The sequence below is a fragment of the Dactylosporangium sp. CA-152071 genome (assembly GCF_050936335.1).
Taxonomy (GTDB): domain Bacteria; phylum Actinomycetota; class Actinomycetes; order Mycobacteriales; family Micromonosporaceae; genus Dactylosporangium; species Dactylosporangium maewongense.
Window position 1 is genome coordinate 1857400 of the sequence record NZ_JBNJMZ010000002.1, and the last position, 21974, is coordinate 1879373.

Here is a 21974-nt window from a genome sequence, read left to right on the forward strand (position 1 = left end):
CGGACGGTGACTGGGTGCTCTGCGCACCGATGCGCATGGAGGCGGCGCAGCTGCGCCGCGCCCTGCCCGGCTCGGCCGGCACCGTCCTGCACACCGGTGTCGGGCGCCGCCGGTCCGAGCGGGCCACCCGCTCGGCCGCCATGACCGGCGCCGGGGCGCTCGCCGTGGCCGGTGTCGGCGGTGGGCTGGACCCGGCGCTGAAGCCCGGCGACGTCGTCGTGGCCACCGAGGTACGGACCGCCCCGTGGGTCACCTGCCCGACGGCGACGACCGTGCTCCCCGCGGCCGGCCTGCTCGCGGGCGCGCTGCGCCGACGCGGGCTCACCGTCCGGACCGGCCCGGTGGTCAGCACGGAGTGGCCGGTCGGGGGGACGACGCGGGAGCGGCTCGCCGACACCGGTGCGCTGGCGGTGGACCTGGAGTCGACCTGGCTGCTCGCCGGGCCCACGGACCGGCCCACAGACTGGCCGGTGGACCGGCCCGCGGCCTGCGTGCGGGTCGTCGCCGACACCGGTGCGCTGGTCCGGCCGGGCACCCTGAGGCAGCTGCGCACGGCGCTGGCGGCCCTGCCGGCCGTGGCCGCCGGGCTGGACGAATGGGCGGCCGCCACCACGCTCCGCCGGGTCGTGCTCGCCGCGCCCCGATCGTTCTGCGCCGGGGTCGAGCGCGCCATCCTCGTCGTGGAACGCGCCCTCGAGCTGCACGGGCCGCCGGTGTACGTCCGCAAGCAGATCGTGCACAACACGCACGTGGTCGCCGACCTCGCCGCACGGGGCGCCGTCTTCGTCGAGGACGTCGACGACGTCCCGGAGGGAGCCGTGACCGTGTTCTCCGCGCACGGCATCTCGCCCGCGGTCCGGTCGGCCGCCGCCGACCGGCGGCTGGACGCCATCGACGCCACCTGCCCGCTCGTCACGAAGGTGCACAGCGAGGCCCGCCGGTTCGCCGACCACGGCGACACCGTCCTGCTCATCGGGCACGCCGGTCACGAGGAGACCGACGGCGTGCTCGGCGAGGCACCCGACCGGATCCGCCTCGTCCAGGACGTCCGGGACGCCGAGCAGGTGCGCGTCGACGACCCGCGACGGGTGTCCTACCTGGTGCAGACGACCCTCGCCGTCGACGACGTCGCCGACGTCGTCGCGGTGCTGCGGGACCGGTTCCCGGACCTGGCCGCCCCGCCGTCCGACGACATCTGCTACGCCACGACCAACCGGCAGCGCGCGGTGTCCGAGGTCGCGGCGGCCTGCGGGGCGATGATCATCATCGGATCCGGCAACTCGTCCAACTCCCGCCGCCTGGTCGAGGTCGCCGAACGCGCCGGGACGCCCGCACACCTGGTGGACGGCGCGGCCGGCATCGACCTGCGGTGGCTCGCCGGGGTCCACACCGTCGGCGTGTCCGCCGGCGCCTCGGCACCACCCGTCCTCGTCGACGAGGTCGTCGGCGCCTTGTCCGGACTCGGCGCGCGGGCGGCCCACGAGCACACCGCGGCGAGCGAGGACGTCGAGTTCATGTTGCCCAAGGAGGTACGGCGATGAGCATTCCACTGCGGCAGCGGCTGCGGATCGGCCGCTACCTGGTCGCGCAGAAGCTGCGCCGCCGCGAGAAGTTTCCCCTGCTGGTCGAGCTGGAGCCGCTGTTCGCCTGCAATCTCAAGTGCGCCGGCTGCGGCAAGATCGAGCACCCGGCCGACGTCCTCAAGCGCCGCATGCCGGTCGAGCAGGCGCTCGCCGCGATCGACGAGTGCGGCGCGCCGATGGTGTCCATCGCCGGCGGCGAGCCGCTCATGCACCCGCAGATCGACACCATCGCCGCCGAGCTCGTCAAGCGCAAGAAGTACGTGTTCCTGTGCACCAACGCGGTCCTGTTGCCGAAGAAGATCGACAAGTTCCGGCCGTCGCGGTACTTCGCGTTCACCGTCCACATCGACGGCCTCCAGGACCGTCACGACGCCTCGGTGTGCAAGGACGGCGTGTTCGACGAGGCCGTGGCCGCCGTACGGGAGGCGCAGCGGCGCGGGTTCCGGGTCACGACCAACACGACGTTCTTCAACACCGACACCCCGCAGACCGTCGTCGACGTGCTCGACCATCTCAACGACGAGCTGCGGGTCGACGAGATGATGATCTCCCCGGCGTACGCCTACGAGAAGGCCCCGGACCAGGAGCACTTCCTCGGCGTGGAGCAGACGCGCGAGCTGTTCCGCGAGGCGTTCGCCAACGGCCGGCGGCGGCGCTGGCGCCTCAGCCACTCGCCGCTGTTCCTCGACTTCCTCGAGGGCCGGGTCGACTTCCCGTGTACCGCCTGGGCGGTGCCGTCGTATTCGCTGTTCGGCTGGCAGCGGCCCTGCTACCTGATGGCCGACGGATACGCCCGCACCTACCGGGAGCTGGTGGAGAGCACCGAATGGGAGCGTTACGGCCGGGGGCGCGACGCGCGCTGCGCCAACTGCATGGCCCACTGCGGCTACGAGCCGACGGCCGTGCTGGCGACGATGTCGTCGCTCAAGGAGTCGCTGCGGGCGTTGCGCACCGGATCCGGATAGGCGGTACAGGCCCGCGTCAGCCGAACCGGGCGGCCAGCCGCCGGTACAGGCCGGGGGCCGCCCCGCGGACCGCGACCGGCAGCCGCAACCAGCCGGGCGCGTAACGCTCGGCGCTGCCGGTCGCGACCGCCCGGACCAGCAGGTCCGCGACCCGGTCCACGGGCAGCGGCCGGGGGCTGCTGCGCTCGTAGGGCCGGCCGCGGCGCCGGAAGAACTCGGTCTCGACGACACCCGGCACGAGCACGCCGACCCCGACGCCCGTGCCCCGCGTCTCCAGCCGCAGGCTCTCGGCGAAGGTGTCGAGGCCGGCCTTGGTCGCCGCGTAGACCGCCTCACCGGCCACGCCCGTCCGGCCGGCGATCGACGTCACGAACATCACGCACCCGTCCCCGCGGGCGCACATCGCCGGCAGCAACGCCCGGGTGAGCCGCACCGGCGCGACCAGGTTGACCGTGATCAGCCGGTCGATGTCCGGCGGCGTCATCTCGCCGAACGGCCCGGCCCAGCCCACGCCGGCGTTGTTGACGAGGATGTCCACCCCGCCGGCGAGGCGCTGCGCCTCCGCGGCCAGCCGGTCCGCCTCCTGCGGGTCGGCGAGGTCGCCCTGCACCGGCAGCCCGCCGGTGCGCCCGGCCAGCGCCGACAACCGCCGCCGGTCCCGGCCGTGCAGGACGAGCCGCGCGCCGGCGTCGGCGAGCCGGAGGGCCGCCGCCCAGCCGAGACCCGAGGAGGCGCCGGTGACGAGCGCGACCCGGCCCGCGATCCGCATCGGATCTCCCGTTCCGCGAGCTTCCGGCGACGCCCGGCGGTTAGAACCGCACGGTTTCGCGGTAGATCGCCTGTCGTGTCAATCACCGAGTCTGGTCCGGTCCACGCGGACCCGCACCGCCGCATCGTGGTGATCTCTGCCAGCGTCGGCGCCGGGCACGACGGCACCACCCGCGAGCTGGCGGCCCGGCTGCGCGATCACGGCTTCCAGGTCGACTGCCTGGATTTGACCGACGTGTTCCCGTGGCGGTTCGGGCGGCTGCTGCGTGGCACGTACCACGGCCTGCTGTTGCGGCTGCCGTGGATCTACGACGGCCTGTTCGCGATCGCCTGCCGGTTCCGGGGTGCCGGGCCGGTCATCCGCGCCCTGCTGCGCCCGGTGCGTTCCCGGATGCTGCGGGCGCTGCCCGCCGGCGCCGCCGCGGTCGTGTCGACCTACCCGATCGCCAGCCAGCTGCTCGGCCCGCTGCGCCGCGACGGGCGGCTCACCATGCCGGTGATCACCTACCTGACCGACTTCGCCGCGCACCCGATCTGGTTCTCCCCCGGCGTCGACGCCCACTTCGTGGCGCACGAGACCGGCCGGCTCCTGGCGCTCGCCCACGGAGCGGGCGACGTCCGGGTGGCCGGCCGGGTGGTGTCCCCGCGATGCCGCCCGGCGTCCGCCGCGGCGAAACTGCGGGCCCGGCAGCGGTTCGGCCTGCCGCCGGACGGCCGGCTCGCGCTGCTCGTCGCCGGCGCCTGGGGGGTCGGCGAGGTCGCGCCGGCGGCCGCCGAGATCGCGGCCACGGGCGCGGCGATCCCGGTCACGGTCTGCGGGCACAACACGGCGCTGCGGCGCCGGATGGCACGGGCCGGCACCGGACACCTCCTCGGCTGGGTGGACGACATGCCGGAGCTGCTGCGCGCCGCCGACGTGCTCGTGGAGAACGGCGGCGGGCTCACCGCGCTGGAGGCCATGGCCAGCGGGCTGCCCGTGCTCACGTACCGGCCGCTTCCCGGCCACGGCAAGGCGAGCGCGGCCACCATGGCCGAGGCCGGGGTGGCCACGCTCGTGCGCGGCCCGGACGAGCTCGGGCGGGCGCTGGCCGAGGCCGCCGGTGGCGAGCGCGGCCGGCGGTCCCGCGACGCCGGGATGGCGCTGTTCGCCACCGATCCGGCGATCGGCATCGCCGGCATCGCCGCACGCGGACAGCCGACGCTCACGGGTGCCGATGCACGCGGATGACACCCGCGGGCGGGCGTCATGAGCGCTGTCGCGGTTGTCGCGGCGCTGGGTTCGGCGGCGGCCTTCGCCGTCGGTGCCGCGCTCGAGCAGAGTGAGGCCAAGAAGGAGGAGCGGGCGCCGCCGCTCGATCCCCGGCTGCTCCTGCGGCTGGTGCAGCGGCCCAGATGGCTGCTGGCCTGGGTGCCGGAGGGCGTCGGCACCGCGCTGCAGGCCGTGGCGCTCACCTTCGGGCCGCTCATCCTCGTCGAGCCGCTGCTGATCACCGGCCTGTTCCTGGCCATTCCGCTGTCCGCTGCCCTCAACCGGCGACCCGTCCACACGCGCGACTACGCCGTGGTGGCGCTCGGCGGCGCCAGCCTGGCCGCGTTCCTCATCGCCGCCGATCCCCGCCCTGGCATCACCGAGCCGTCGGTGAAGGACTGGCTCGGGGTCGCACTGTGGGCCGGGCCGATGCTCGGGGTGTGCCTGGCCGGCACGTTGTTCGCCCACAACGGGCTGCGGGCCGTGCTGCTCGGCGTCGCCAGCGGCCTGCTCTACGGCATCGCCGCGTCGTTGCTCAAGGCGTTGACCGAGCAGCTGTCCGTGGAGCCGATCGCCGTCCTCACCCGCGGGCAGACCTATGCGCTCATCGTCGTCGGGCTCGCCGCGGTGATCCTCAACCAGAACGCCTTCCAGAGCTCGCGGATCGCCGTGCCGCTCATGGCGATCACCATCGTCGACCCCGCCGTCGGCGTCGCGATCGGGGTCACCGCGTTCCACGAGCAGATCGCCACCGACGGGCCGCGGCTCGCGATCCAGGTGGTCGCCGGGCTCGCCATGATCGGCGGCATCTGGCTGGCCAGCACCACCCGGTCGGACATCCACCAGCAACAGATGGCGAACGGGCACGCCGGCCCGGCGCCGCGGCGCGGACCGGAGACGAGCTGACGCTCACACAGAAAGGACGATGCCCAGTGATCGACTCCGGAGACCCGCCGGATGATTCCCGTCCCGGGCCGCTGCTCGACCTGATCACCGGCCCCGAGGACCTCCGCGCGCTCGGCCACGCGGAGCTCGTCCGGCTGGCGGCGGAGATCCGCGCCTTCCTGGTGCGCTCCGTGTGCCGCACCGGCGGTCACCTGGGCCCGAACCTCGGCGCGGTGGAGCTGACGATCGCCGTCCACCGGGCGTTCCGCTCCCCTCACGACCGGATCATCTTCGACACCGGCCACCAGGCCACGCCGGGCGGCCACGCTCCTGGTGCCGGTCGGCGGGCTGGCCACCGTCGCGACGGCGGCGGCCGACCTGGTGGCGGCGACGGGTGAGGAGTGCACCGTCGTCGACCCGCGCTGGGTGCGCCCGGTCAACCCGGCGCTGGCCGACCTGGCCCGCGCGCACCGCCTGGTGGTCACCGTCGAGGACGGCATCCGTGCGGGTGGGGTGGGCGCGGCGCTCGCGCAGTACCTGTCCCGGCGCGGCGTGAGCACGCCGGTGTGCGCACTCGGGCTGCCGACCAGGTTCGTGCCGCACGGCGGCCGCGATGAGCTGCTCGGCCGCTACGGACTCGACCCGGAAGGGATCGCCGCCGCGGTCCTCGACGGCCTGGCGGACGCGCACGGGGCGGACGCGGGCCCGCTCCGCGGGCACCCCGCTCAGCGGTGATGACCGATCCCGACGCGCAGATGGGGCGCGTGGAACCGGTGCTGGTGGTGCGCCTCGACCAGCCGCGAAGCGGCCACGGCGTAGACGCCGCCGATCATCACCGCGAGCGCGACGACCTGCGCGACGATCAGCAGCGGCCCGACCTGCAACGCGCCGCCGAGCACGCTGACACCGATGGCGATCCCGGCGAGCGGCTCCGCGGCGGTCACCGCCGGATAGGACACCGACAGTGGCGCCAGCTTGTACGCGCTCTGGGCCAGCAGGATGCCGACGGCGGCGACCGCCACGACCGCGTACGGCGTCCAGGACGTCAGTACCGCAGGCAGCCCGGCGTCGAACAGCCGGTGCGCGGCGGTGCTGGTCAGCGCCGCCTGGAGCCCGAACAGCATGCCGGCGCCGACGCCGAGCACCGACGCCTCGTGCTGCGGCCGCATCCGCCGGGCCACGTGGACCAGCCCCCAGGTGACCGACCCGATCGCCCCTGCGGCGAGCCCCCACTGCCACAGCGGGGCGTCCGCCCGTTGACCCGGCTCCGGCCGGCCGGCCACCAGGAAGGCGGCCAGGCCGAGGACGACGGCGAGCGCGCCGATCCACTCGCGGGGGCCGAGCCTGTACCGGCTCCAGATCGCCGCGACCGGCAGTGCGAACAGCAGCGACGTGACCGTCAGCGGCTCCACCAGCGTGACTGTGCCGAGACCCAGCGACGCCCCGGTCATGATGTTGCCGGCCACGGCGATCGCAAGACCGGCCAGCCACAGCCGCTGCCGGAGCAGGTACGCCAGCAGCCGCCAGTGCAGTGCGCTGCCGGCCGGTGCGCGCACCGCCGCGCGCTGCTGGATGGCGTTGCCGACGCCGCTCAGCGCCGCGGCGCACACCGCGAGGACGTAGATCATCGCCGCGAGCTATCCGACGGCGCGGTGCCGGGCATCCGGGGCCGCTGTCATACCCGTCGTTCCTCCTCGCGTCGTCGAACCGGGACGCCATGCGTCGCGCGGGCCGCGGGATCGCGTCAGGGGGCCCGGGATGTGGAGGTGGCGCCCGAACCGCAACGAGCGCCACCGACTGTCACCACGCCTCACGCTACTCGCGGCACGGACCGGGCCGTCGCCACCGCTGGGTGATTGGCGGCCCGGGTTCCGCGCTCATCCGGTGCTCACCGCTGGTGCTCGGACCCTGTCGTTCTGCCGCCCGTCCGGGTCCCGGTCCGGCCCGTCGTGAACAGGATCCCCACCGCCGCCAGGCCGAGCAGCAGCGTCAGCCCGCCGGTCACCGCATTGGTCCAGATGACGCCGGCGTTCCACTGCCGGGTCACGAACGGCGCGATGATGACCCAGACGCCGATCGCCGCCATCGCCCAGCTCAGCCGGTACATCCGCGCCGGCGCCCAGGTCAGGCCGAGCGCGATCACACTCACCATGACCCCCAGGATCAGGTTGTTGATCGTCACGCTGGGCGCGGACATGTTGAAGTGCACGATCCAGGGGGAGATCGCCAGCCACGCGCCCGCCAGCAGCACGAGGCCGTCGATGACGATCGCCTGGCCGCTGGCGGTGATTCGCTCATAGCGCTCACGCATCTCGGCGACGTCCGGATGTTCCGAGATCGTCCGGTAGCTCGATACCTCGGACATGACGCACCTCCAAAGCTCATCTGCGTCGTCCTTACAAATTCAGCTACCCCTCCCGCCGCCGGAATGCACGTCGACCCGCCCGTCAGCCGGGCGATATACCGGGTGATTCCTGCACCCTGCGCCCTGGTGCCGCCGCACGTCGGCCGGCCACCTCGCACCCGGACATGGGTCGTCGGCGGAGGCCGATGCGTGGGGCCGGCTCCTCAGGGTCGCGGGGTATGGTCCGCGGACGCGGCACGGTTGTGCGAATCGTGCCGGGGTGGAGGGTCGGATGTTCCTGTGGGTGCACTACGCCGACATGGTGACCGCGTTGGTGCAGTTGCCGGTCGCGGTGGTGGCGTGGTGGGCCCGCGACGGGGAGGCGGGCCACGGCGCAGAGACCCTCCCGGACGTCGGCGGTGGCGTTCGCGGTGCTGCTCGGCGCGGCCGTGCTGCGGCTCGCGGCAGGGCTGGTGCTGCTGCGCTGGGGGTGGGAGTTCGCCGGGCCGCGGCTGGTGTGGGACTGCGCCGGCTCGCCGTGGACCAACCAGAAGTGGTGGGCACGCGGCGACGGCTCGATCGTCAACCTGAGGTCGAACCTCTGCCTGGACACCCAGAACGGCGCCACCGCCAACGGCACCCGGCTGTGGCGCCCGCCGGCCCGCTGAACGCACGGCGACACCGCCGTCAGCGGCGGGTCCGCTCGACGAGCGCGGCGACGAACCCGGCCAGACCTTCGGCGCCGCGCGGGTCGGACGCCGGCCAGCGGGTCATCAGCAGCGGCGCGGCCCGGTCCAGCACCACGCCTTCGCGGGCGAGCACGAAGTACAGCGCGAGCGCCGCCGACCGCCCGTTGCCGTCGGCGAACGGGTGGAAGAACAGCACGTCGAGGTACACCCGCGCGGCCCGCGACGGCAGCGGCACGGCCGGGTCGGTGGCCTCGGCGAGGCACGCGTCGAACGCCGCCGGCAGCTCGTCGTGGTACGCGTACCGCTCCCTGCCGGCCCTCGCCCAGGCCGACGTCGTGCGGAACGGTGCCGTGGCCACGGCGAGCATCTCCCGTTGCCATGTCTCCAGGCGCGCGAACGTGAGCGGGCCGCCCTCGGCCGCGTCCGCACGCACCAGCTGCAGCGCGACGAGGGCGCGGCCGGCGCCGTCCTTCCGCTTCGCGAGGTGCTCGGCGATGCCGTCGCGTGCCGTGCGCACCGGCCCGGAGACGTGCCCGGCGGCGTGATCCCACCGGGCCGCCCGCCGGACCTGCCGCCAGGTCGCGAGGGTGTCGGGCACCGCCGGTGGCCTGGCCCGCGGCGCCCGCGCAGCGGCGGGCAGCTCGGTGCTGCGCAGGCTCGGCCAGTCCTGCGGCCAGGTGTCGGGCCACGCGTCGTCCGCTGGCGGCGTGACACCGGTGAGCGCCGCCGCCAGGGACTCCGCCGCGTCGCCCACCTCAGCGCCCAGCGGGGAGACGTAGCTCCAGAACCGCCCGCCGATCGCGGCGTCGACGAGCGCGTCGTGCCCGTCGCCCGGCACCTCGGCGACGGCGAGGAACCACTTCAGGGCCAAGGTGCACATGGGAAACCAGTGCTCGTCCGCGCCGGACCGCGCCGCCACCGTCGCGACCAGGCCGGCGGCCGTGGCCTCCCAGGCGACGAACGCCGCGCGGGGCTCGGCGGGCAGCGGCAGGTGCCGCGCGAAGATCCCGGCCAGGTCCTCGAGGAACACCCGCCAGTCCAGCAGCGCCCCGGCGACGGCCGCGAGCGTCTCCTCCGGCGTCGTGATCGAGTCCCGGGCGCCGCTCCACCGCAGGATCAGCGCACCGTCGGCCGTGCGACCACCCATCTGGGCGGTCCAGCCGCAGGCCCAGGAGCCGTAGCGCTCAACGAGGGCGAGGGTCATCGCCCGCTGCCAGTCCCAGCGCGCCTCGTCCGCCGCGCGACCGAAGCCGCGGCCGGGTTCGTACTGCAACGGCGCCGGCACGCCACCCGCCGGAGCCACCGCGCGCACGACGTCGAGCACGGAGTCCGGGTCGAACGGGTGCCGGGAGGGGTCGACGTCCGCCCAGGTGAGGTTGTCGATCCGCGGCAGTGGGTCGTCACGCTCGATCGTCATCGCCGGCCATCATGCCACGGTGCCGGCAGGGACGGTGGCCCGCTTCACCGGCGCCGTCAGCACATTGTGGTAATGCCGCGTGGTCGACGGCTGTCAATTCCCGCGCATTGCATGCCACACAGTCGGATATGCGTCCGGATTCCGGCAACCGGGCCCGGTACCGGCTGGTCAAAGATAGCGCGGGGGCAATGCGACGCCAATGGCGAAGCCGTGCACGCATTGACGGACATGCATGGAAGGGGAGGCGTGGCCGAAACGACGACGGAGACGACCGGAGACCTCGATCCAGCCCGGATCGCCGCCGTGGACACCCTCGCAGGGCTGGCGCGCCTGCTGCGCGAGCTGCGCCGCCGGGAGGCGCGGCGGCAGGGTGAGCGCGAACTGACCTACCGGGAGCTGGCCGCCGCCACCGGCTGGTCCAGCTCGGTCATCGGGGCGTACCTCACCGGCGAGACGCTGCCGCCGACGAACCGGTTCGACGCGCTGATCCAGGCGCTCGGCGCCGGCCCGGCCGAGCAGCGGCTGCTCGCCACGGCGCGGGACCGGGTCGAGGAGCGGCCGCGCGGCAGCGGGAAGGGCACCGTGCGCCTCGGCGGGCCCGCGCTCGTCGGGCGGTCCGCGGAGCTGGCGGTGCTGCGGGCGGCCGTCGACGCCACGGTGCGCGGGGGCGGCGGCGCGGTGTTCCTGGTCGGCGACGCGGGCATCGGCAAGACGCGGCTGGCCACCGAGGCCGCGCGGTGCGCGGAGGCCGCCGGCCTGCGGGTGCTCAAGGGACGGGCGGTCTCGCCGGCGATGCAGTTCCGGCCGCTGCGTGAGGCGGTGCTGCCGGTGCTGCGCCACGACGGGCCGCCGGACGATCCGATGCTGGTGCCGTACCACGCCGCGCTGTCCCGGCTCGTGCCCGAGTGGCGCACCGACCGGCCCGACGGCGCCGACGGCTCGCTCGTCGTCCTGGCCGAGGCGGTGCTGCGCCTGGCCGTGACGATCGGCCGGCCGCGCGGCTGCCTGTTGCTCCTGGAGGACCTGCACGAGGCCGACCCGGAGACCCTCGCCGTCGTGGACTACCTCGTCGACAACATCGCGGCGGAGCACCTGCTGATCCTCGGAACCACCCGGCCCGCGCCGGGCAGCGCGGTCGAGCTGTTCCGGGCCGCGCGCCAGCGGCGGTCGGCGGACCTGGTCGCGCTCGGGCGGCTCGACGAGGAGGCGGTCCGCCGGCTGGCCGGTGCCTGCCTGGACGCCCCGGACGAGGAGGTGCCGGCGGCGGTGCTCGCCCGGCTCGCGACGATCGCCGACGGCGTGCCGCTGCACGTCGAGGAGCTGCTGGCCGGCATGGTCGGCGACGGCGTGCTGGTGCACGACGACGGCGGCTGGACGCTGTCCGGCCCGGTCGACGCGACCCTGCCGGCCACGCTCGCCACCACGCTCGCCGGCCGCGTCGAGCGGCTCAGCGGACCGGCGCGCGCGATGCTGCACGCGGCCGCGCTGCTGGGCCGGCGGTTCCGCGCCGAGACCGCGGGCGCGATCGCCGACGTCGCGGGGCTCGCGCTGGTGGCCTGCCTGCGCGAGGCGGTCGGGGCGCAACTGCTGGTCCCTGACGAGGACGACCCCGCGCAGTACCACTTCCGCCACATGCTCACCGCCGAGGTGCTGCGCGCCCAGCTGCTGCCGGTCGAGCGCGCGCTGCTGTCGGGCCGCGCGGCCGCCGCGGTCGAGGCCGCCGCCCCCGACGGCTGGCCGCTGCTCGCCGCCGAGCTGTGGTCGGTGGCCGGCGAGCCGATCAAGGCGGCGGCGCGGTTCGCCACCGCCGGCCGCCAGGCCACCGCCGAAGGCGCCCTGAGCACCGGCATCGCCCTGCTGGAGCGGGCCCTGAGCCTGGCCGGCACCGGCGGGTCCGGGCCGCGGCCGGAGATCGTCGTGGCGCTGGTCGACGGGTACGCCGACGCGGGGCGCATCGAGGACGCCCACGCCGTGGCCGCCCGGTTCAGCGGTCATGCCGAGATCCATCTGCGGCTGGCCCGGGTGGCCGCCGCCGCCGGTGACTGGCTGCCGGGCCTGGAGCAGGTGGCCGTGGTGCGTGACCTGCTCGGCCCGGACCCGGATCCGGCCGTCGCCGCCCGCGTCGACGAGGTGGAGGCGCGCCTGGCGTTCGGCAACCCGACCGCGGACCGGCGCGCCAGCGCACGGGAGCTCGCCCAGCGGGCGCTGGACGCGGCCGGCGCGACCGGGCAGCCCGACGTGGCGGTGGGGGCGCTGGAAACACTGGGCCGGTGCGCCCGGCTGCACGACATGGCCGAGGCGGACGAGCTGTACCGGCGCGGGCTCGCCCTCGCCGACGAGCACGGCCTGGCCGCGCGCCGGATCGGGCTGCTGTACAACATCGGCGCCCACGACGGCATCCGCGACGGCGACGTCGACCGGCTCGTGGAGGCGCTCGCCGTCGCGCGGGACGCGGGCGCGGTCGTCACCGCGCTCGACATCGAGATCGAGCTGTGCATGGCGCGGATCTGCCGCGGCGAGTACGCGCAGGTGCAGGTGGCGGCCCGGCGCTGCGAGGAGACCGCGGCGCGGCTGCGGCTCACGCACTCGCGGCTGATCGCGCTCGGCGTGCGGATCATGGCGGCCGCGCACCGCGCGGAGCGGCGCGAGGTCGACACGCTGATGGCCCGCTTCCGGGACCTGGGCGGGGAGGAGGACGACTTCTCCGCCGCGGTCCACGGCGTCGGTCTCGCGTTCGGGCATCTGCTGTACGAGGAGCACGACCTCGCCCGCGACGAGCTGGCCCGGTCGGTGGCGCAGGAGTCGCACCAACCGACCTCCTACGTGACCTTCATCAACGCCCCGCACCTGCTGCTGTCGGTCCGCGACGGCACGGCCGGCCGGGCCGAGTGCGCGGCCTTCGCCGCCTCACCGCAGGCCGAGGCCGGCTGGAACCGGCAGTTCCTGCACCTCGCCGAGGCCCTGGCGGCGGCCCGGGCCGGTGCGCCGGCGGAGGCGGCGGCGAGCATGGCCACGTTCCTGGCGTCCTCCGAGCGCTTCCCGATGGCGCGGTTCCTCGGGCTGCGCCTGGTCGCCGACGACGCGGTCGAGCGCGGCTGGGGCGAGCCGGTGGCGTGGCTGCGCACCGCCGAGGCGCACTTCCACGACTCCGCCCCGCACGTCGCCCGCGCCTGCCGGGACCTGCTGCGCCGGGCCGGCGCGCCGGTCCCCCAGCACCGGCAGGGCAGCGCGGTCCTGCCGCCGACCGCCCGCGAGCTCGGCATCACGGTGCGCGAGTTCGAGGTGCTGGCGCTCGTCGGCGAGCAGCTGAGCAACGCCGAGATCGGCCGGCGGCTGTTCCTGTCGCCGCGCACCGTCGAGAAGCACGTGGGAAACCTGCTGGCCAAGACCGGGCTGCCGGACCGGGGCCGGCTCGCCGGGTTCGCCGCCGAGGCGGAGACCGGCACAGAACATGGGTAGCCGCCCGCATGAACCTACGGGCGTTCCCCGCCGCCGGGGGCCCGTCCACCGTTCCAGGATGGCTGCGTACCCGCACAACGAGAGGAATGCTCATGCAAGCCAAACGGTCGATGACCGTCGCGTTCACCGTCGCGGCAGCGCTGCTCGGCGCGCAGCCGGCGCACGCCGGCGCCGGGGTGAAGTGGTCCGCCGCGCCGGCGGTGCCGCTGCGCTTCGGTGTCACCGCCGCCCAGCTCAACGACGTGGCGGTGCTGTCGGCGAACGACGCCTGGGCGGTCGGGGAACAGGCGGACGGCCAGCGCCACCCGATCGCCGCGCACTGGAACGGCACCGGCTGGACGACCCCGAACCTGCCCGTCCCCGCCGGCCCGCAGGGCCAGTACGGGCTGAACACGGTCGACACGACCGGCCCGAACGACGTCTGGGCGGCCGGCACCGACGCCTCCACCGCCCCGGTGTTCCTGCACGGCACCGCGACCGGCTGGCAGCGCGTGCCGTCGGCCGTGCCGGCCGGCACCGTCGAGGACCTCGACATGCTCTCCCCCTCCGACGGGTGGGCCGTCGGGAAGACCGCCCGGGGCACCGGGCAGCCGCTCGTGCTGCGCTGGCAGGGCGGCTCCTGGACGTCCGTGGCCGCGCCCGAGATCGACGGGAGCCTCACGGCGGTCCACGCGGTGACCGCCGACGACGTGTGGGCGGCCGGCAGCCAGACGGAGCCCGACGGCAGCACCTCCGGGCTGCTGCTGCACTGGGACGGCACCGCGTGGACGGTGGCGGGGCAGCTGCCGCCGCTGCCGGGCGCGGGCGACGTGGCGTTCGACGACGTGAGCGCCGCCGCGCACGGTGACGTCTGGGTGGTCGGCGCCCGCTGTACCGGCGAGGACGACTGCACGCCGCTCGCGCTGCACCTGGTCACCGGCGGCTGGCAGGTGGTGCCGAGCGACGGGACCGCGACCAGGCTCACCGGCGTCGTCGCGTTCGCCGCCGACGACGTCTGGATGACCGGCTACGTCGCCGGCACGCTCGACGCGGAGGCCGTCCACGTCGAACACTGGGACGGTGTCCGCTTCACCACCGACCAGCAGGCCGGGCACGACCCGTCCGACCCGGCCGGCGGTCAGGGACAGCCCGCGTCGGGCCTCACCGCGATCGCCGGCGACCCGGTGAACCGGGACCTGTTCGCCGTCGGCTGGTCCCTCGAGGTGCACGTCACGCCGTACGCGATCCATCGCTGATCACGTCAGGGGAGCGCCCGTGCCGCCGTGGCACGGGCCTCCCCGCTCCGGCGTGAGCGGCCCCTCGCGGTACACGTCGAGGAACCGCCGCAAGCGATCGTCGCCGGCGTCGTCCAGGCGCAGCTGCCGGCCCCACGAGCTGGCCACGACCGGCGCCGGGAGCCCGGGATAGGGGCTGACGATGGTGTACGGGCGGCGCCCGAGCAGCCGCAGCGCGGCAACCTGGCCGGCGGGGAGGTCGGGCCGGTAGGTCACCCACACCGCGCCGTGCTCCAGCGAGTGCACCGCGTTCTCCGCCGGTACGGGTGCCGCATAGACACCGCAGTTCAGCCACACCGGCGCGTGCGGCCCGCCGGCCGGTGGGGTCCGGTCGTACGGCACCGGATCGGTGGTGTGGTACCGGTCCTGGATCACGAGCCGCTCGACCCCCGGGATCCGAGGCTCCGGCTGCGGCCCGAACCGCCGGTACGCGACCACGTCGGCGGCGAGCACGAGCCCGGCGACGGCGACCGCGACGGCCGTGGCGGCGGCGACCACCCCCCGGCGGGGCCGCCGAGCCGGCTTCCCGGTCCACGGATCGACGTGCGCCCCGGACGGCGCGACGGTGGTGTCAGATGCCATCGGACGTTCCCTTCTCCGGCTCCCAGAGCCCGACGAGCTGGCGGTAGCGCGGGCTGCGGTCGACGAGCTGGTGGTGCGGCCCGGCGACGACCTTGCCGGCGTCGACGAGCAGCACCCAGTCGGCCCGGGTGGCGCTGCTGATGCGGTGCGCGATGACGATGAGCGTGCCGCCGCGGCGGCGCATCAGCAGTTCCGCGCGCAGCTCGGCGTCGGGGTCGAGGTGCGAGGTGGCCTCGTCGAGGACGACGATCGGGGCCGCCGCGAGGTAGGTGCGGGCCAGCGTCACCAGCTGGCGCTCCCCCGCCGACAGCCCGGCCCCGCCGGCGCTGAGGCGCTCGTCGAGGTCCAGCCGCCCGAGCCCGAACGCGTCGGCGGCATCGCGCAGGACCTCGTCGGAGGCCGCCGGCGCGAGGTACGCGAGGTTCTCCCGGACGGTGCCGGCGAAGACGTACGGCTCCTGCGGCGCCAGCGCCAGCACGCCGGATCCGGGCGCCGGTGGCGCGCCGCCGACCAGGACCGTGCCACCGGCCGGTTCGCGCACGCCGCAGAGCAGCGCGGCGAGCGTGGACTTCCCGGCGCCGCTGGGCCCGACGACCGCGACGTGCGCGCCGAACGGCACGGTGAACCCGGCGCCGTCGAGCACGGGCGCGGCGTCCTTCGAGTACGCGTAACCGACCGACTCGGCCACCACCACCGGCCGCGCCGCTGAGCCGGAAGGGCCGGGCGTCCGGCCCGGCCGCGGTTCGCCGGCGGTGACGGCGTCGCTCAGAGGGCCGCCGGCGGTGACGGCGTCGCTCAGGCGGGACATGAGGCCGAGGAGCTCGGCGAGCCACCCGGCACCGCCGTAGACCAGGAAGCGCAGCGCTGGGCCGAGGGCGAACATCACGTAGTAGACGGCCGCGACGAGTTCGCCGGTGCCGAGGCGACCGCGGCCGATGAGGACCGGGGCCAGGGCGAGGAGCAGGACCAGACCCAGGTCGACGCCGACGCCCACGACACCGTCGTGCATCGCGTCGGCCCGGCCCAGCGCCCGCGCCGCCAGCCGGGCCCGCTCGACCCGCTCCAGCACGGGCCGGGCCGCCGCGTCCTGGGCGGCGAAGGCGGTGACGTCCCGCCGGGCGCCGAGCGTCCTCACCACGTGCTCGGCAAGGTCCTCCTCGGCGAGCAGCGAGCGGCGCTGGCGGCGCAGCACGGCCCGGACCAGCAGCCGGTAGCCCGCCACGGAGGCGACCAGGCAGGGCAGCTCCACGAGCAGGATCGCCGGGTCCAGCACGGCGAGCCCGATGACGGCCCCGACCGCCACCGAGCCGGTGGCGTGGGCGTTGCGCAGCACCGAGGCGACGAGCATGCGCGCCTGCTCGACCTCGTCGACCGCCTGCCGGACGGCCGCGCCCGGCACCGGCACGTCCTCGCGCACGGCTCGATGCAGCCCCGCGGTGACCATGGCGGTGACGAGCTCGTCGCGCAGCGGCTCGACCACCCGCACCAGCGGCGGGAACAGCAGCCGCCCGGCGACCGCGGCGACCAGCCGCACCTGCACGAGCAGTGCGACCCAGAGCAGCCCGGTCCCGGCCCGGTGGGCGAAGAACCCGTCGTCGAGCGCGTGCGCGACGGCGATCCCGGCGAGCGTCGTCGGCGCCGCCAGCACGACCACGAGCCCGCCGACCGCGAGCAACGGCCGCAGCCGCCGACGCAGCACCGTCCACAGCAGCCGCCACCCGTCCCGGACGGAACCGCCGCCCCCCGTGCCGGGGGTCATGCCGCGCTCCCCTGGGTTACCGGGTCGTGCTCCACCGCGCCGAACAGGGCGCGGTATCCGGGCGTGGACCACAGCGCCCGGTGCGGGGCGTAGCCGCGGACGCGGCCGGCGTCGAGCCACAGCACGAGGTCGGCCGCGGCGGCCGTCGCCGCCCGGTGGGTCACCACGAGCGTGGTGCGGCCGTGCCAGGCGTCCCGCACCGCGTGCGCGACCTCCGCGGCCGTGGCGGTGTCGAGGCTGCTGGTGGCGTCGTCGAGGACGAGGACCCGGGCGGGCTGGGCGAACGCGCGGGCCAGCCCGAGCCGCTGGCGTTCGCCACCGGACAGCGGCGCGTCGCCCGGCGGGGTGTCGTAGCCGGCCGGCAGGCGCCGCACGAACGCGTCCGCGCGGGCCAGGCGGGCCGCCCGCACCACGTCCTCGTCGCGCAGGTCCGAACCGGCGGCGATGGCCGCGCCGAGCGTGGCGCCGAACAGGTTCGGCTCCTCGAACGCATAGGCCACCGCCGCCCGCACGTCATCCGCCGGCACCGTGCGCAGATCGTGGCCGTCGAGCAGCACCCGCCCGGCGTCGGGGTCCGCGAGCCGCCCCACGAGCGCGACGAGCCGCGACTTGCCAGACCCGGACGGCCCGACGACGGCCACGTGCGCGCCCGCCGGGATCGTGCACGAGACGTCGCCGCCGCGGCCGTCGAGGCGCACCCGGTCGAACGTCAGCCGGCCCGGCCCGGACGGGAGGCGGACCGTCCCGCCCGGGTCGGGGGGTGGGGCGGCGAGCAGCTCGGCCAGGCGGCGGGTCCCCGCGAGGGCGCGCACCCCGGCCGCGAGCGAGTCGACCTGCTCCAGCACCATGAGGGTGAGCTGGCTGTACAGCAGCACGGCCAGGACGGAGCCGGGGCCCAGCCTGCCCGCGACCGCACTGAGGCCGGCGACGGCGAGGACGACCGCGTTCAGCAGCGGGTCGAGCAGGCCCATGCGCCAGCCGACGTCGCGCTGGGCGCGCCAGGACAGGCGGCCCGCCGCGCGCAGGTCGGCGAGCGGGGCGAGGACGCGGCGCAGCTCCCGGTCGTGGGTGCCGAGGGCGGCGATGGTCCGGGCGCCGCGGTGGGCGTCGACGAGGAGGTCGGCGAGCGCACCGCGGGCGGCGCGGTAGCCGGCCTCGGGTTCGGCGCTGCCGCGCAGGAACGCCCGGACGACGAACCAGGACACGGCGAGCTCGGCGGCGACGACCACGGCGCTGCGCCAGTCGATGGTGCACAGCAGCACGAACGCGACGAGGCCACCCACCGACGTCACGGCCGAGCCCAGGACGATGTTCGCGATCCGCGCCGGGGTCTCGGCGTCGGACGAGCAGCGGGCGAGCAGCTCACCGTCGGGGAAGCCGGTGTCGTACGGTGGCCACCGCAGTGCCGCGGTGAACGCCGCGCCGCGGTGGCGGGCGGTGGTGGCGCTGGCCCGGTCGGCCGACGCGCGGCTGGCGAGCGCCGATCCGGCCAGCGCCCCGGCGAGCACCAGCGCGAGGACGAGCACCGGCCGGGCCGCTGGTCCGCGGCCGGACATGCTGTCGATCACGGTGGCGAGGGCCATCGGGGCGGCGAGCCCGAAGCCGATCGACGCGGCGAGCCCGAGCAGGCCGACCGCGGTGCGGCCGGGGTGGTGGCGCAGCAGGTCCTGGGCGATGAGTCGGTACACATTCGGCACGGGTGCTCCACAGTGGACGCAGGTGGCGGTGGGCCCGGCCGGTTCGGCCGGGCCCACGCCGGTGTTCAGGCCGGGATCAGTTCGTCTGGCAGGTCTTGCCGCAGGAGTTGCCGCCGCACGTGAACGAGCAGCAGCCGCCCTCCGGCGCCTTCGGCGCGTCCTGGTCGGCCGGAACGGCCTGCAGCGCCATGACATCGATGGTCATTGGATTTCACCTCCTCCGCTTCCGACGGGTCCGTGGACGGTGCGGACCCGAGGGCCCGCGCCGGGATCAGTTCGTCTGGCAGGTCTTGCCGCAGGAAAGCCCGCCGCAGGTGTACGAGCAGCAGCCCGCCTCCGGGGCGTTCGGCGCGTCCTGGTCGGCCGGAACGGCCTGCAGCGCCATCACATCGATGCTCATTGCATCTTCACCTCCTCCGTGGTCCGATCGGTCGGGGACGGCGCGGCGAACACCGCGCCGGGATCAGGGGCCGTCACCGGCGGGTGGAACAGGCGGTCGCCGCCGTGCCGGAGCCGGGTGAGGAACGCCAGCGGGCCGGCGGCGCCGACGCCGTAGGCGGCTGAGAACTCGTGCCCGGACTCGTTCATGAGCACGGGCCGGCCGTCGCGGTAGACCCGCTCGGCCCACAGCTGGGACGCCAGGTGCCGCGCCCAGTCCACGAACTCGTCCAGCCCAGTGGCGGCGGCGAGGTCGAGCAGGAACTCGCCGCCGCCGGCCAGGCCATGGCAGTGCGAGGTGCCGACGTCGCAGCGGGTCGCGACGACCGCGCGGCCGGCTGCCACGGCGGCCTCGCCGTAGCGGGCGTCGCCGGTGTACGCGTAGGCCCGGGCCAGGAACGTGCCCACGCCGGCGGATCCGTTGCACCACCAGGTGTGCATCGAGGCCGAGCCGGGCCGGTCGGTCCAGTAGGCCGCGTCGCCGCGCCGGACGGCCACCGCGAGGAGCTCGTCCGCGCAGTCGCGGGCGGCGGCGGCGAAGTCGTCCCGGCCGGTGTGGGCGGCCGCGGCGAGCAGGAACGCACCGATGCCGGCGGTGCCGTGGGCGTAACCGTAGGAGCGGTGACCGGCGAGCGTGGAGTCGAAGCCGGCCGGCACCGTCCAGGCGGTCGCGCCCGGGTCGCGGGCGGCCAGGATCGCCTCGGCACAGCGGACCGCGCGCCGGGCCGTCCCCGGCCTGCCGGTGGCCGCCGCGAGGTGCAGCAGCGCCGTGCCGAGGCCGGCCAGGCCGTGCGTCTGGTCGGGGTTCGGCCACACCGTCGGCAGCCCCTCGGCGAGGGCGACCGCACGGTCGGTGAGGTCGGGCCGGTCGAACGCGGCACCGGCCTCGAACAGCGCCCAGGCGGTGCCCGCGAAGCCGAAGTGCAGGCCGGGCAGCCGGTGCGGGACCGTGTCGAGGTGGCGGGTGAGGCGCCGCAGCACCACCGGGGCGAGCTCGTCGACGAGGCCGCCGATCGTCCCCCCGACGCCGTGGCGGCGCAGGCCGCTGAGCATCGCGAGCACGCCGCCGCTGCCGTACTGCACGGCGCACGGCTCGGCCGTCTCGCCCAGTGCGTACTCCCGCCACAGCCGGGGCCCGGTGTCGGGCGTCACCGTCGCGGCGAGGTGCCCGAGCACGCCGCCGACGAGCTCCTCCCACCAGCCGTCCGGATCGTCCGGCAGGTCCGTCGTGACGTCTGCGGGCGGGGTCTGGCGGGCCAGGGCGATCACCTCGGCGAGCGGCATGCGCTCACCCGGCTCGGCGCGCAGCAGCCCCGTGACGATCCGGCGCACCGGATCGGCGAGCGTCTCCGGCACCGCCGGCGCGACGGTCCGGCCGGTGATGCGCTCCTCGAGGGTCCGGTGCGGCGGCTCGTCCAGCGCCAGTCGCGGGTTGCGCCGGGTCGCGTGGAACAGCACCAGGGCGCCCAGCGAGTACAGGTCGACGGCGGCGTCCACGGGTGCGTTCCGGAACTGCTCCGGCGCGCTGAAGCCGGGGGTGCCGTGGCCGTCGCCGTGGACCGGATCCGCGGACCCGGGCCCGGTGCACCGCGCGGACAGCTCCAGGTCGATCAGGCGCAGCGTGCCGTCCGGCAGCGCCAGCACGTTGTTGGGGCTCAGGTCGCGCAGCACGACGCCGCGCCCGTGCACCGCCTTGAGGATCCGGGCCAGCCGCAGCGCGACGCCCAGCGTGTCCGCGGGCTCCGGCGGCGCGTCCGCGCCGCGCACCGACGCCCCGCCCGTCTCGGCGAGGGTCCGCCCGTCGAGGAACTGCTCGACGAGGAACGCGTGGCCGCCCTGCTCGAACTCGTCGACGAACTCGGGCACCACGCCCAGCCCGGCCAGGTGCCGCAGCATGGCGGCCTCGTGCCGCAGGTAGTCGCGGGCGTCGCGGCCCTCCGCGTCGGTGCCGACGTGCGGCCGGGCCTCCTTGACCAGCACGGTGGCGCCGGTCGTGCGGTCCAGGGCGCGGTACACCCCGCCCTTGTTCGCGTGCCGGATCGCGCCGCGGACCTCGTAGCGGTCGTTGAGCAGCACCCCGCCGCCCCCGCCGGCAGTCGGCGGATCCGCGGCGAACGGCAGCTCGGCCCACGCCGGCGGGTCGAACACGGCCGGCCGCTTGTCCTCGACCGGGTTCGTCTCCGGGTCCAGGACGCAGTCGCGGTACGTGCCGTCGTTGCCGAGGACCCGGAAGCCGTCGAACGCGCCGTACCGGTAGTGCACGAGGCTGCCCGGGCGGTAGGCGCGGTCGGACAGGATGACCGGCCCCGGCAGGCCCGCCGTCGCCTCGTGCAGGCGCTCGGCCAGCTCGATGAGCGTGGCCCGCTCCAGCGGGTACACCGTGATGAACTTGCCGGACTGCCCGCGGGGGCACTGGAAGTCGTTGAGCCGCTGCACGTCCGACGCGGTGCTCGCGAACTTGAACGACGTCGCGGTCGCCGCGATGAGGTCGAGACACCGGCGCAGCACCTCCGGCGCGGACCACACGGTCGCCGACACGTGCAGCTTCCAGCCCTGCACCCGCTCCGGCCGCCCGGGCGGGTCGAGCACGGTCCACATGTCCCGGGCGGTGACCGTCCAGCCCTCGATGCGGCAGGCGTCGATCCGGTCGGCGACGAGACTCGGCGGCTCGGGCAGCTCTGGCATGGCGGCTTCCTCAGGATCGGCGTCAGCGGCGAGAGCCACCTTGCCGATGCGAGACGCGCCGCGACGCCGATTCCGGACCCCGGCGGACACCGGCGGACACGGCCGGACGTCCGGCACCGTCCCGGACAGCACGATCCCCGGTGCCCCGCACCGTCACGACGGTGCGGGGCACCGCATGCA

At 75.6% G+C, this 21974-nt stretch carries 19 protein-coding genes and 1 pseudogene; 10 read left to right on the top strand and 10 right to left on the bottom strand.

Features of this window, described 5'->3' with window-relative positions:
• Nucleotides 1-35 precede the first annotated feature (35 nt).
• The 3 genes and pseudogenes from ACQEVZ_RS48135 to hpnH all read left to right on the top strand — a co-directional run.
• Nucleotides 36-413: pseudogene (locus tag ACQEVZ_RS48135) on the top strand (hypothetical protein); the annotation flags it as partial.
• Between the two features lie 174 nt (nt 414-587).
• A complete protein-coding gene (locus ACQEVZ_RS48140; protein ID WP_433386111.1) occupies nt 588-1541 on the top strand; it encodes a 4-hydroxy-3-methylbut-2-enyl diphosphate reductase in 954 nt (317 codons plus the stop codon).
• Entirely contained in the window at nt 1538-2548 is a 1011-nt protein-coding gene (gene hpnH / locus ACQEVZ_RS48145; protein WP_433381255.1) for an adenosyl-hopene transferase HpnH, read from the top strand. Before ACQEVZ_RS48140 ends, hpnH begins: the two co-directional genes overlap by 4 nt.
• Nucleotides 2549-2564: 16 nt before the next feature.
• On the opposite strand, the gene ACQEVZ_RS48150 is transcribed toward hpnH, so the two are convergent.
• On the bottom strand, nt 2565-3317 hold the full coding sequence (locus tag ACQEVZ_RS48150; protein WP_433381258.1) for an SDR family NAD(P)-dependent oxidoreductase: 753 nt from the start codon (nt 3315-3317) through the stop codon (nt 2565-2567).
• A 75-nt stretch (nt 3318-3392) separates the two neighbouring features.
• Between ACQEVZ_RS48150 and ACQEVZ_RS48155 the strand changes: the two genes are divergently transcribed.
• From ACQEVZ_RS48155 to ACQEVZ_RS48170, 4 genes are read left to right on the top strand one after another with little or no spacing between them, the layout of a single operon-like run.
• A complete protein-coding gene (locus tag ACQEVZ_RS48155) occupies nt 3393-4544 on the top strand; it encodes a glycosyltransferase (protein WP_433381261.1) in 1152 nt (383 codons plus the stop codon).
• Between the two features lie 18 nt (nt 4545-4562).
• Complete coding sequence (locus tag ACQEVZ_RS48160; RefSeq protein WP_433381264.1) at nt 4563-5471, top strand: DMT family transporter; 909 nt, start codon at nt 4563-4565, stop codon at nt 5469-5471.
• Between the two features lie 26 nt (nt 5472-5497).
• Nucleotides 5498-5848 carry a 1-deoxy-D-xylulose-5-phosphate synthase N-terminal domain-containing protein gene (locus ACQEVZ_RS48165; protein WP_433381267.1) on the top strand — a complete coding sequence of 117 codons (351 nt, stop codon included), beginning with the start codon at nt 5498-5500 and terminating at the stop codon, nt 5846-5848.
• The gene (locus ACQEVZ_RS48170; RefSeq protein ID WP_433381270.1) at nt 5784-6185 is read left to right on the top strand and encodes a transketolase C-terminal domain-containing protein; all 402 of its coding nucleotides are present in this window, start codon (nt 5784-5786) and stop codon (nt 6183-6185) included. Before ACQEVZ_RS48165 ends, ACQEVZ_RS48170 begins: the two co-directional genes overlap by 65 nt.
• Here the strand turns inward: ACQEVZ_RS48170 and ACQEVZ_RS48175 are convergent.
• Together ACQEVZ_RS48175 and ACQEVZ_RS48180 are read right to left on the bottom strand one after the other, a co-directional pair.
• Entirely contained in the window at nt 6176-7078 is a 903-nt protein-coding gene (locus ACQEVZ_RS48175) for a DMT family transporter (protein WP_433381273.1), read from the bottom strand. The two genes, ACQEVZ_RS48170 and ACQEVZ_RS48175, sit on opposite strands and share 10 nt — an antisense overlap.
• Before the next feature lie 260 nt (nt 7079-7338).
• Nucleotides 7339-7815: an SPW repeat protein gene (locus ACQEVZ_RS48180; protein WP_433381276.1), complete on the bottom strand. Its 477-nt coding sequence runs from the start codon at nt 7813-7815 to the stop codon at nt 7339-7341.
• Between the two features lie 398 nt (nt 7816-8213).
• Between ACQEVZ_RS48180 and ACQEVZ_RS48185 the strand changes: the two genes are divergently transcribed.
• Nucleotides 8214-8462 carry an RICIN domain-containing protein gene (locus ACQEVZ_RS48185; RefSeq protein ID WP_433381279.1) on the top strand — a complete coding sequence of 83 codons (249 nt, stop codon included), beginning with the start codon at nt 8214-8216 and terminating at the stop codon, nt 8460-8462.
• A gap of 19 nt (nt 8463-8481) precedes the next feature.
• Here ACQEVZ_RS48185 and ACQEVZ_RS48190 read toward each other — a convergent pair whose 3' ends face one another.
• On the bottom strand, nt 8482-9900 hold the full coding sequence (locus ACQEVZ_RS48190; RefSeq protein WP_433381282.1) for a Fic family protein: 1419 nt from the start codon (nt 9898-9900) through the stop codon (nt 8482-8484).
• 246 nt (nt 9901-10146) lie between these two features.
• Here ACQEVZ_RS48190 and ACQEVZ_RS48195 point away from each other — a divergent pair, with 246 nt between their 5' ends.
• Together ACQEVZ_RS48195 and ACQEVZ_RS48200 are read left to right on the top strand one after the other, a co-directional pair.
• The gene (locus ACQEVZ_RS48195) at nt 10147-13359 is read left to right on the top strand and encodes an ATP-binding protein (RefSeq protein WP_433381285.1); all 3213 of its coding nucleotides are present in this window, start codon (nt 10147-10149) and stop codon (nt 13357-13359) included.
• A 92-nt stretch (nt 13360-13451) separates the two neighbouring features.
• Nucleotides 13452-14594, top strand: coding sequence for a hypothetical protein (locus tag ACQEVZ_RS48200; RefSeq protein ID WP_433381288.1), 1143 nt, complete (start codon nt 13452-13454; stop codon nt 14592-14594).
• On the opposite strand, the gene ACQEVZ_RS48205 is transcribed toward ACQEVZ_RS48200, so the two are convergent.
• From ACQEVZ_RS48205 to lanL, 6 genes are all read right to left on the bottom strand, one after another.
• The gene (locus ACQEVZ_RS48205) at nt 14595-15215 is read right to left on the bottom strand and encodes a DUF3105 domain-containing protein (RefSeq protein ID WP_433381291.1); all 621 of its coding nucleotides are present in this window, start codon (nt 15213-15215) and stop codon (nt 14595-14597) included.
• Nucleotides 15205-16974 (bottom strand): ATP-binding cassette domain-containing protein, encoded by a 1770-nt coding sequence (locus tag ACQEVZ_RS48210; protein ID WP_433381294.1) that lies wholly within the window; start codon nt 16972-16974, stop codon nt 15205-15207. The genes ACQEVZ_RS48205 and ACQEVZ_RS48210 overlap by 11 nt, the downstream gene beginning before the upstream one ends.
• Nucleotides 16971-18671 carry an ABC transporter ATP-binding protein gene (locus ACQEVZ_RS48215; RefSeq protein ID WP_433381297.1) on the bottom strand — a complete coding sequence of 567 codons (1701 nt, stop codon included), beginning with the start codon at nt 18669-18671 and terminating at the stop codon, nt 16971-16973. Before ACQEVZ_RS48215 ends, ACQEVZ_RS48210 begins: the two co-directional genes overlap by 4 nt.
• Nucleotides 18672-18747: 76 nt before the next feature.
• Nucleotides 18748-18876, bottom strand: a complete 129-nt coding sequence (locus ACQEVZ_RS48220) for an ALQxL family class IV lanthipeptide (RefSeq protein ID WP_344500148.1) — start codon at nt 18874-18876, stop codon at nt 18748-18750.
• A 66-nt stretch (nt 18877-18942) separates the two neighbouring features.
• Nucleotides 18943-19071 (bottom strand): ALQxL family class IV lanthipeptide, encoded by a 129-nt coding sequence (locus ACQEVZ_RS48225; RefSeq protein WP_344500146.1) that lies wholly within the window; start codon nt 19069-19071, stop codon nt 18943-18945.
• A complete protein-coding gene (gene lanL, locus ACQEVZ_RS48230; protein WP_433381302.1) occupies nt 19068-21794 on the bottom strand; it encodes a class IV lanthionine synthetase LanL in 2727 nt (908 codons plus the stop codon). Before lanL ends, ACQEVZ_RS48225 begins: the two co-directional genes overlap by 4 nt.
• Between the last annotated feature and the right edge of the window lie 180 nt (nt 21795-21974).

Coding starts and splice junctions, on each gene's coding strand:
- hpnH (WP_433381255.1), top strand. CDS start 1,538: ATGAGCATTCCACTGCGGCAGCGGCTGCGGATCGGCCGCTACCTGGTC.
- ACQEVZ_RS48150 (WP_433381258.1), bottom strand. CDS start 3,317: ATGCGGATCGCGGGCCGGGTCGCGCTCGTCACCGGCGCCTCCTCGGGT.
- ACQEVZ_RS48160 (WP_433381264.1), top strand. CDS start 4,563: ATGAGCGCTGTCGCGGTTGTCGCGGCGCTGGGTTCGGCGGCGGCCTTC.
- ACQEVZ_RS48175 (WP_433381273.1), bottom strand. CDS start 7,078: ATGATCTACGTCCTCGCGGTGTGCGCCGCGGCGCTGAGCGGCGTCGGC.
- ACQEVZ_RS48180 (WP_433381276.1), bottom strand. CDS start 7,815: ATGTCCGAGGTATCGAGCTACCGGACGATCTCGGAACATCCGGACGTC.
- ACQEVZ_RS48190 (WP_433381282.1), bottom strand. CDS start 9,900: ATGACGATCGAGCGTGACGACCCACTGCCGCGGATCGACAACCTCACC.
- ACQEVZ_RS48200 (WP_433381288.1), top strand. CDS start 13,452: ATGCAAGCCAAACGGTCGATGACCGTCGCGTTCACCGTCGCGGCAGCG.
- ACQEVZ_RS48205 (WP_433381291.1), bottom strand. CDS start 15,215: ATGGCATCTGACACCACCGTCGCGCCGTCCGGGGCGCACGTCGATCCG.
- ACQEVZ_RS48210 (WP_433381294.1), bottom strand. CDS start 16,974: ATGACCCCCGGCACGGGGGGCGGCGGTTCCGTCCGGGACGGGTGGCGG.
- ACQEVZ_RS48220 (WP_344500148.1), bottom strand. CDS start 18,876: ATGACCATCGATGTCATGGCGCTGCAGGCCGTTCCGGCCGACCAGGAC.
- ACQEVZ_RS48225 (WP_344500146.1), bottom strand. CDS start 19,071: ATGAGCATCGATGTGATGGCGCTGCAGGCCGTTCCGGCCGACCAGGAC.
- lanL (WP_433381302.1), bottom strand. CDS start 21,794: ATGCCAGAGCTGCCCGAGCCGCCGAGTCTCGTCGCCGACCGGATCGAC.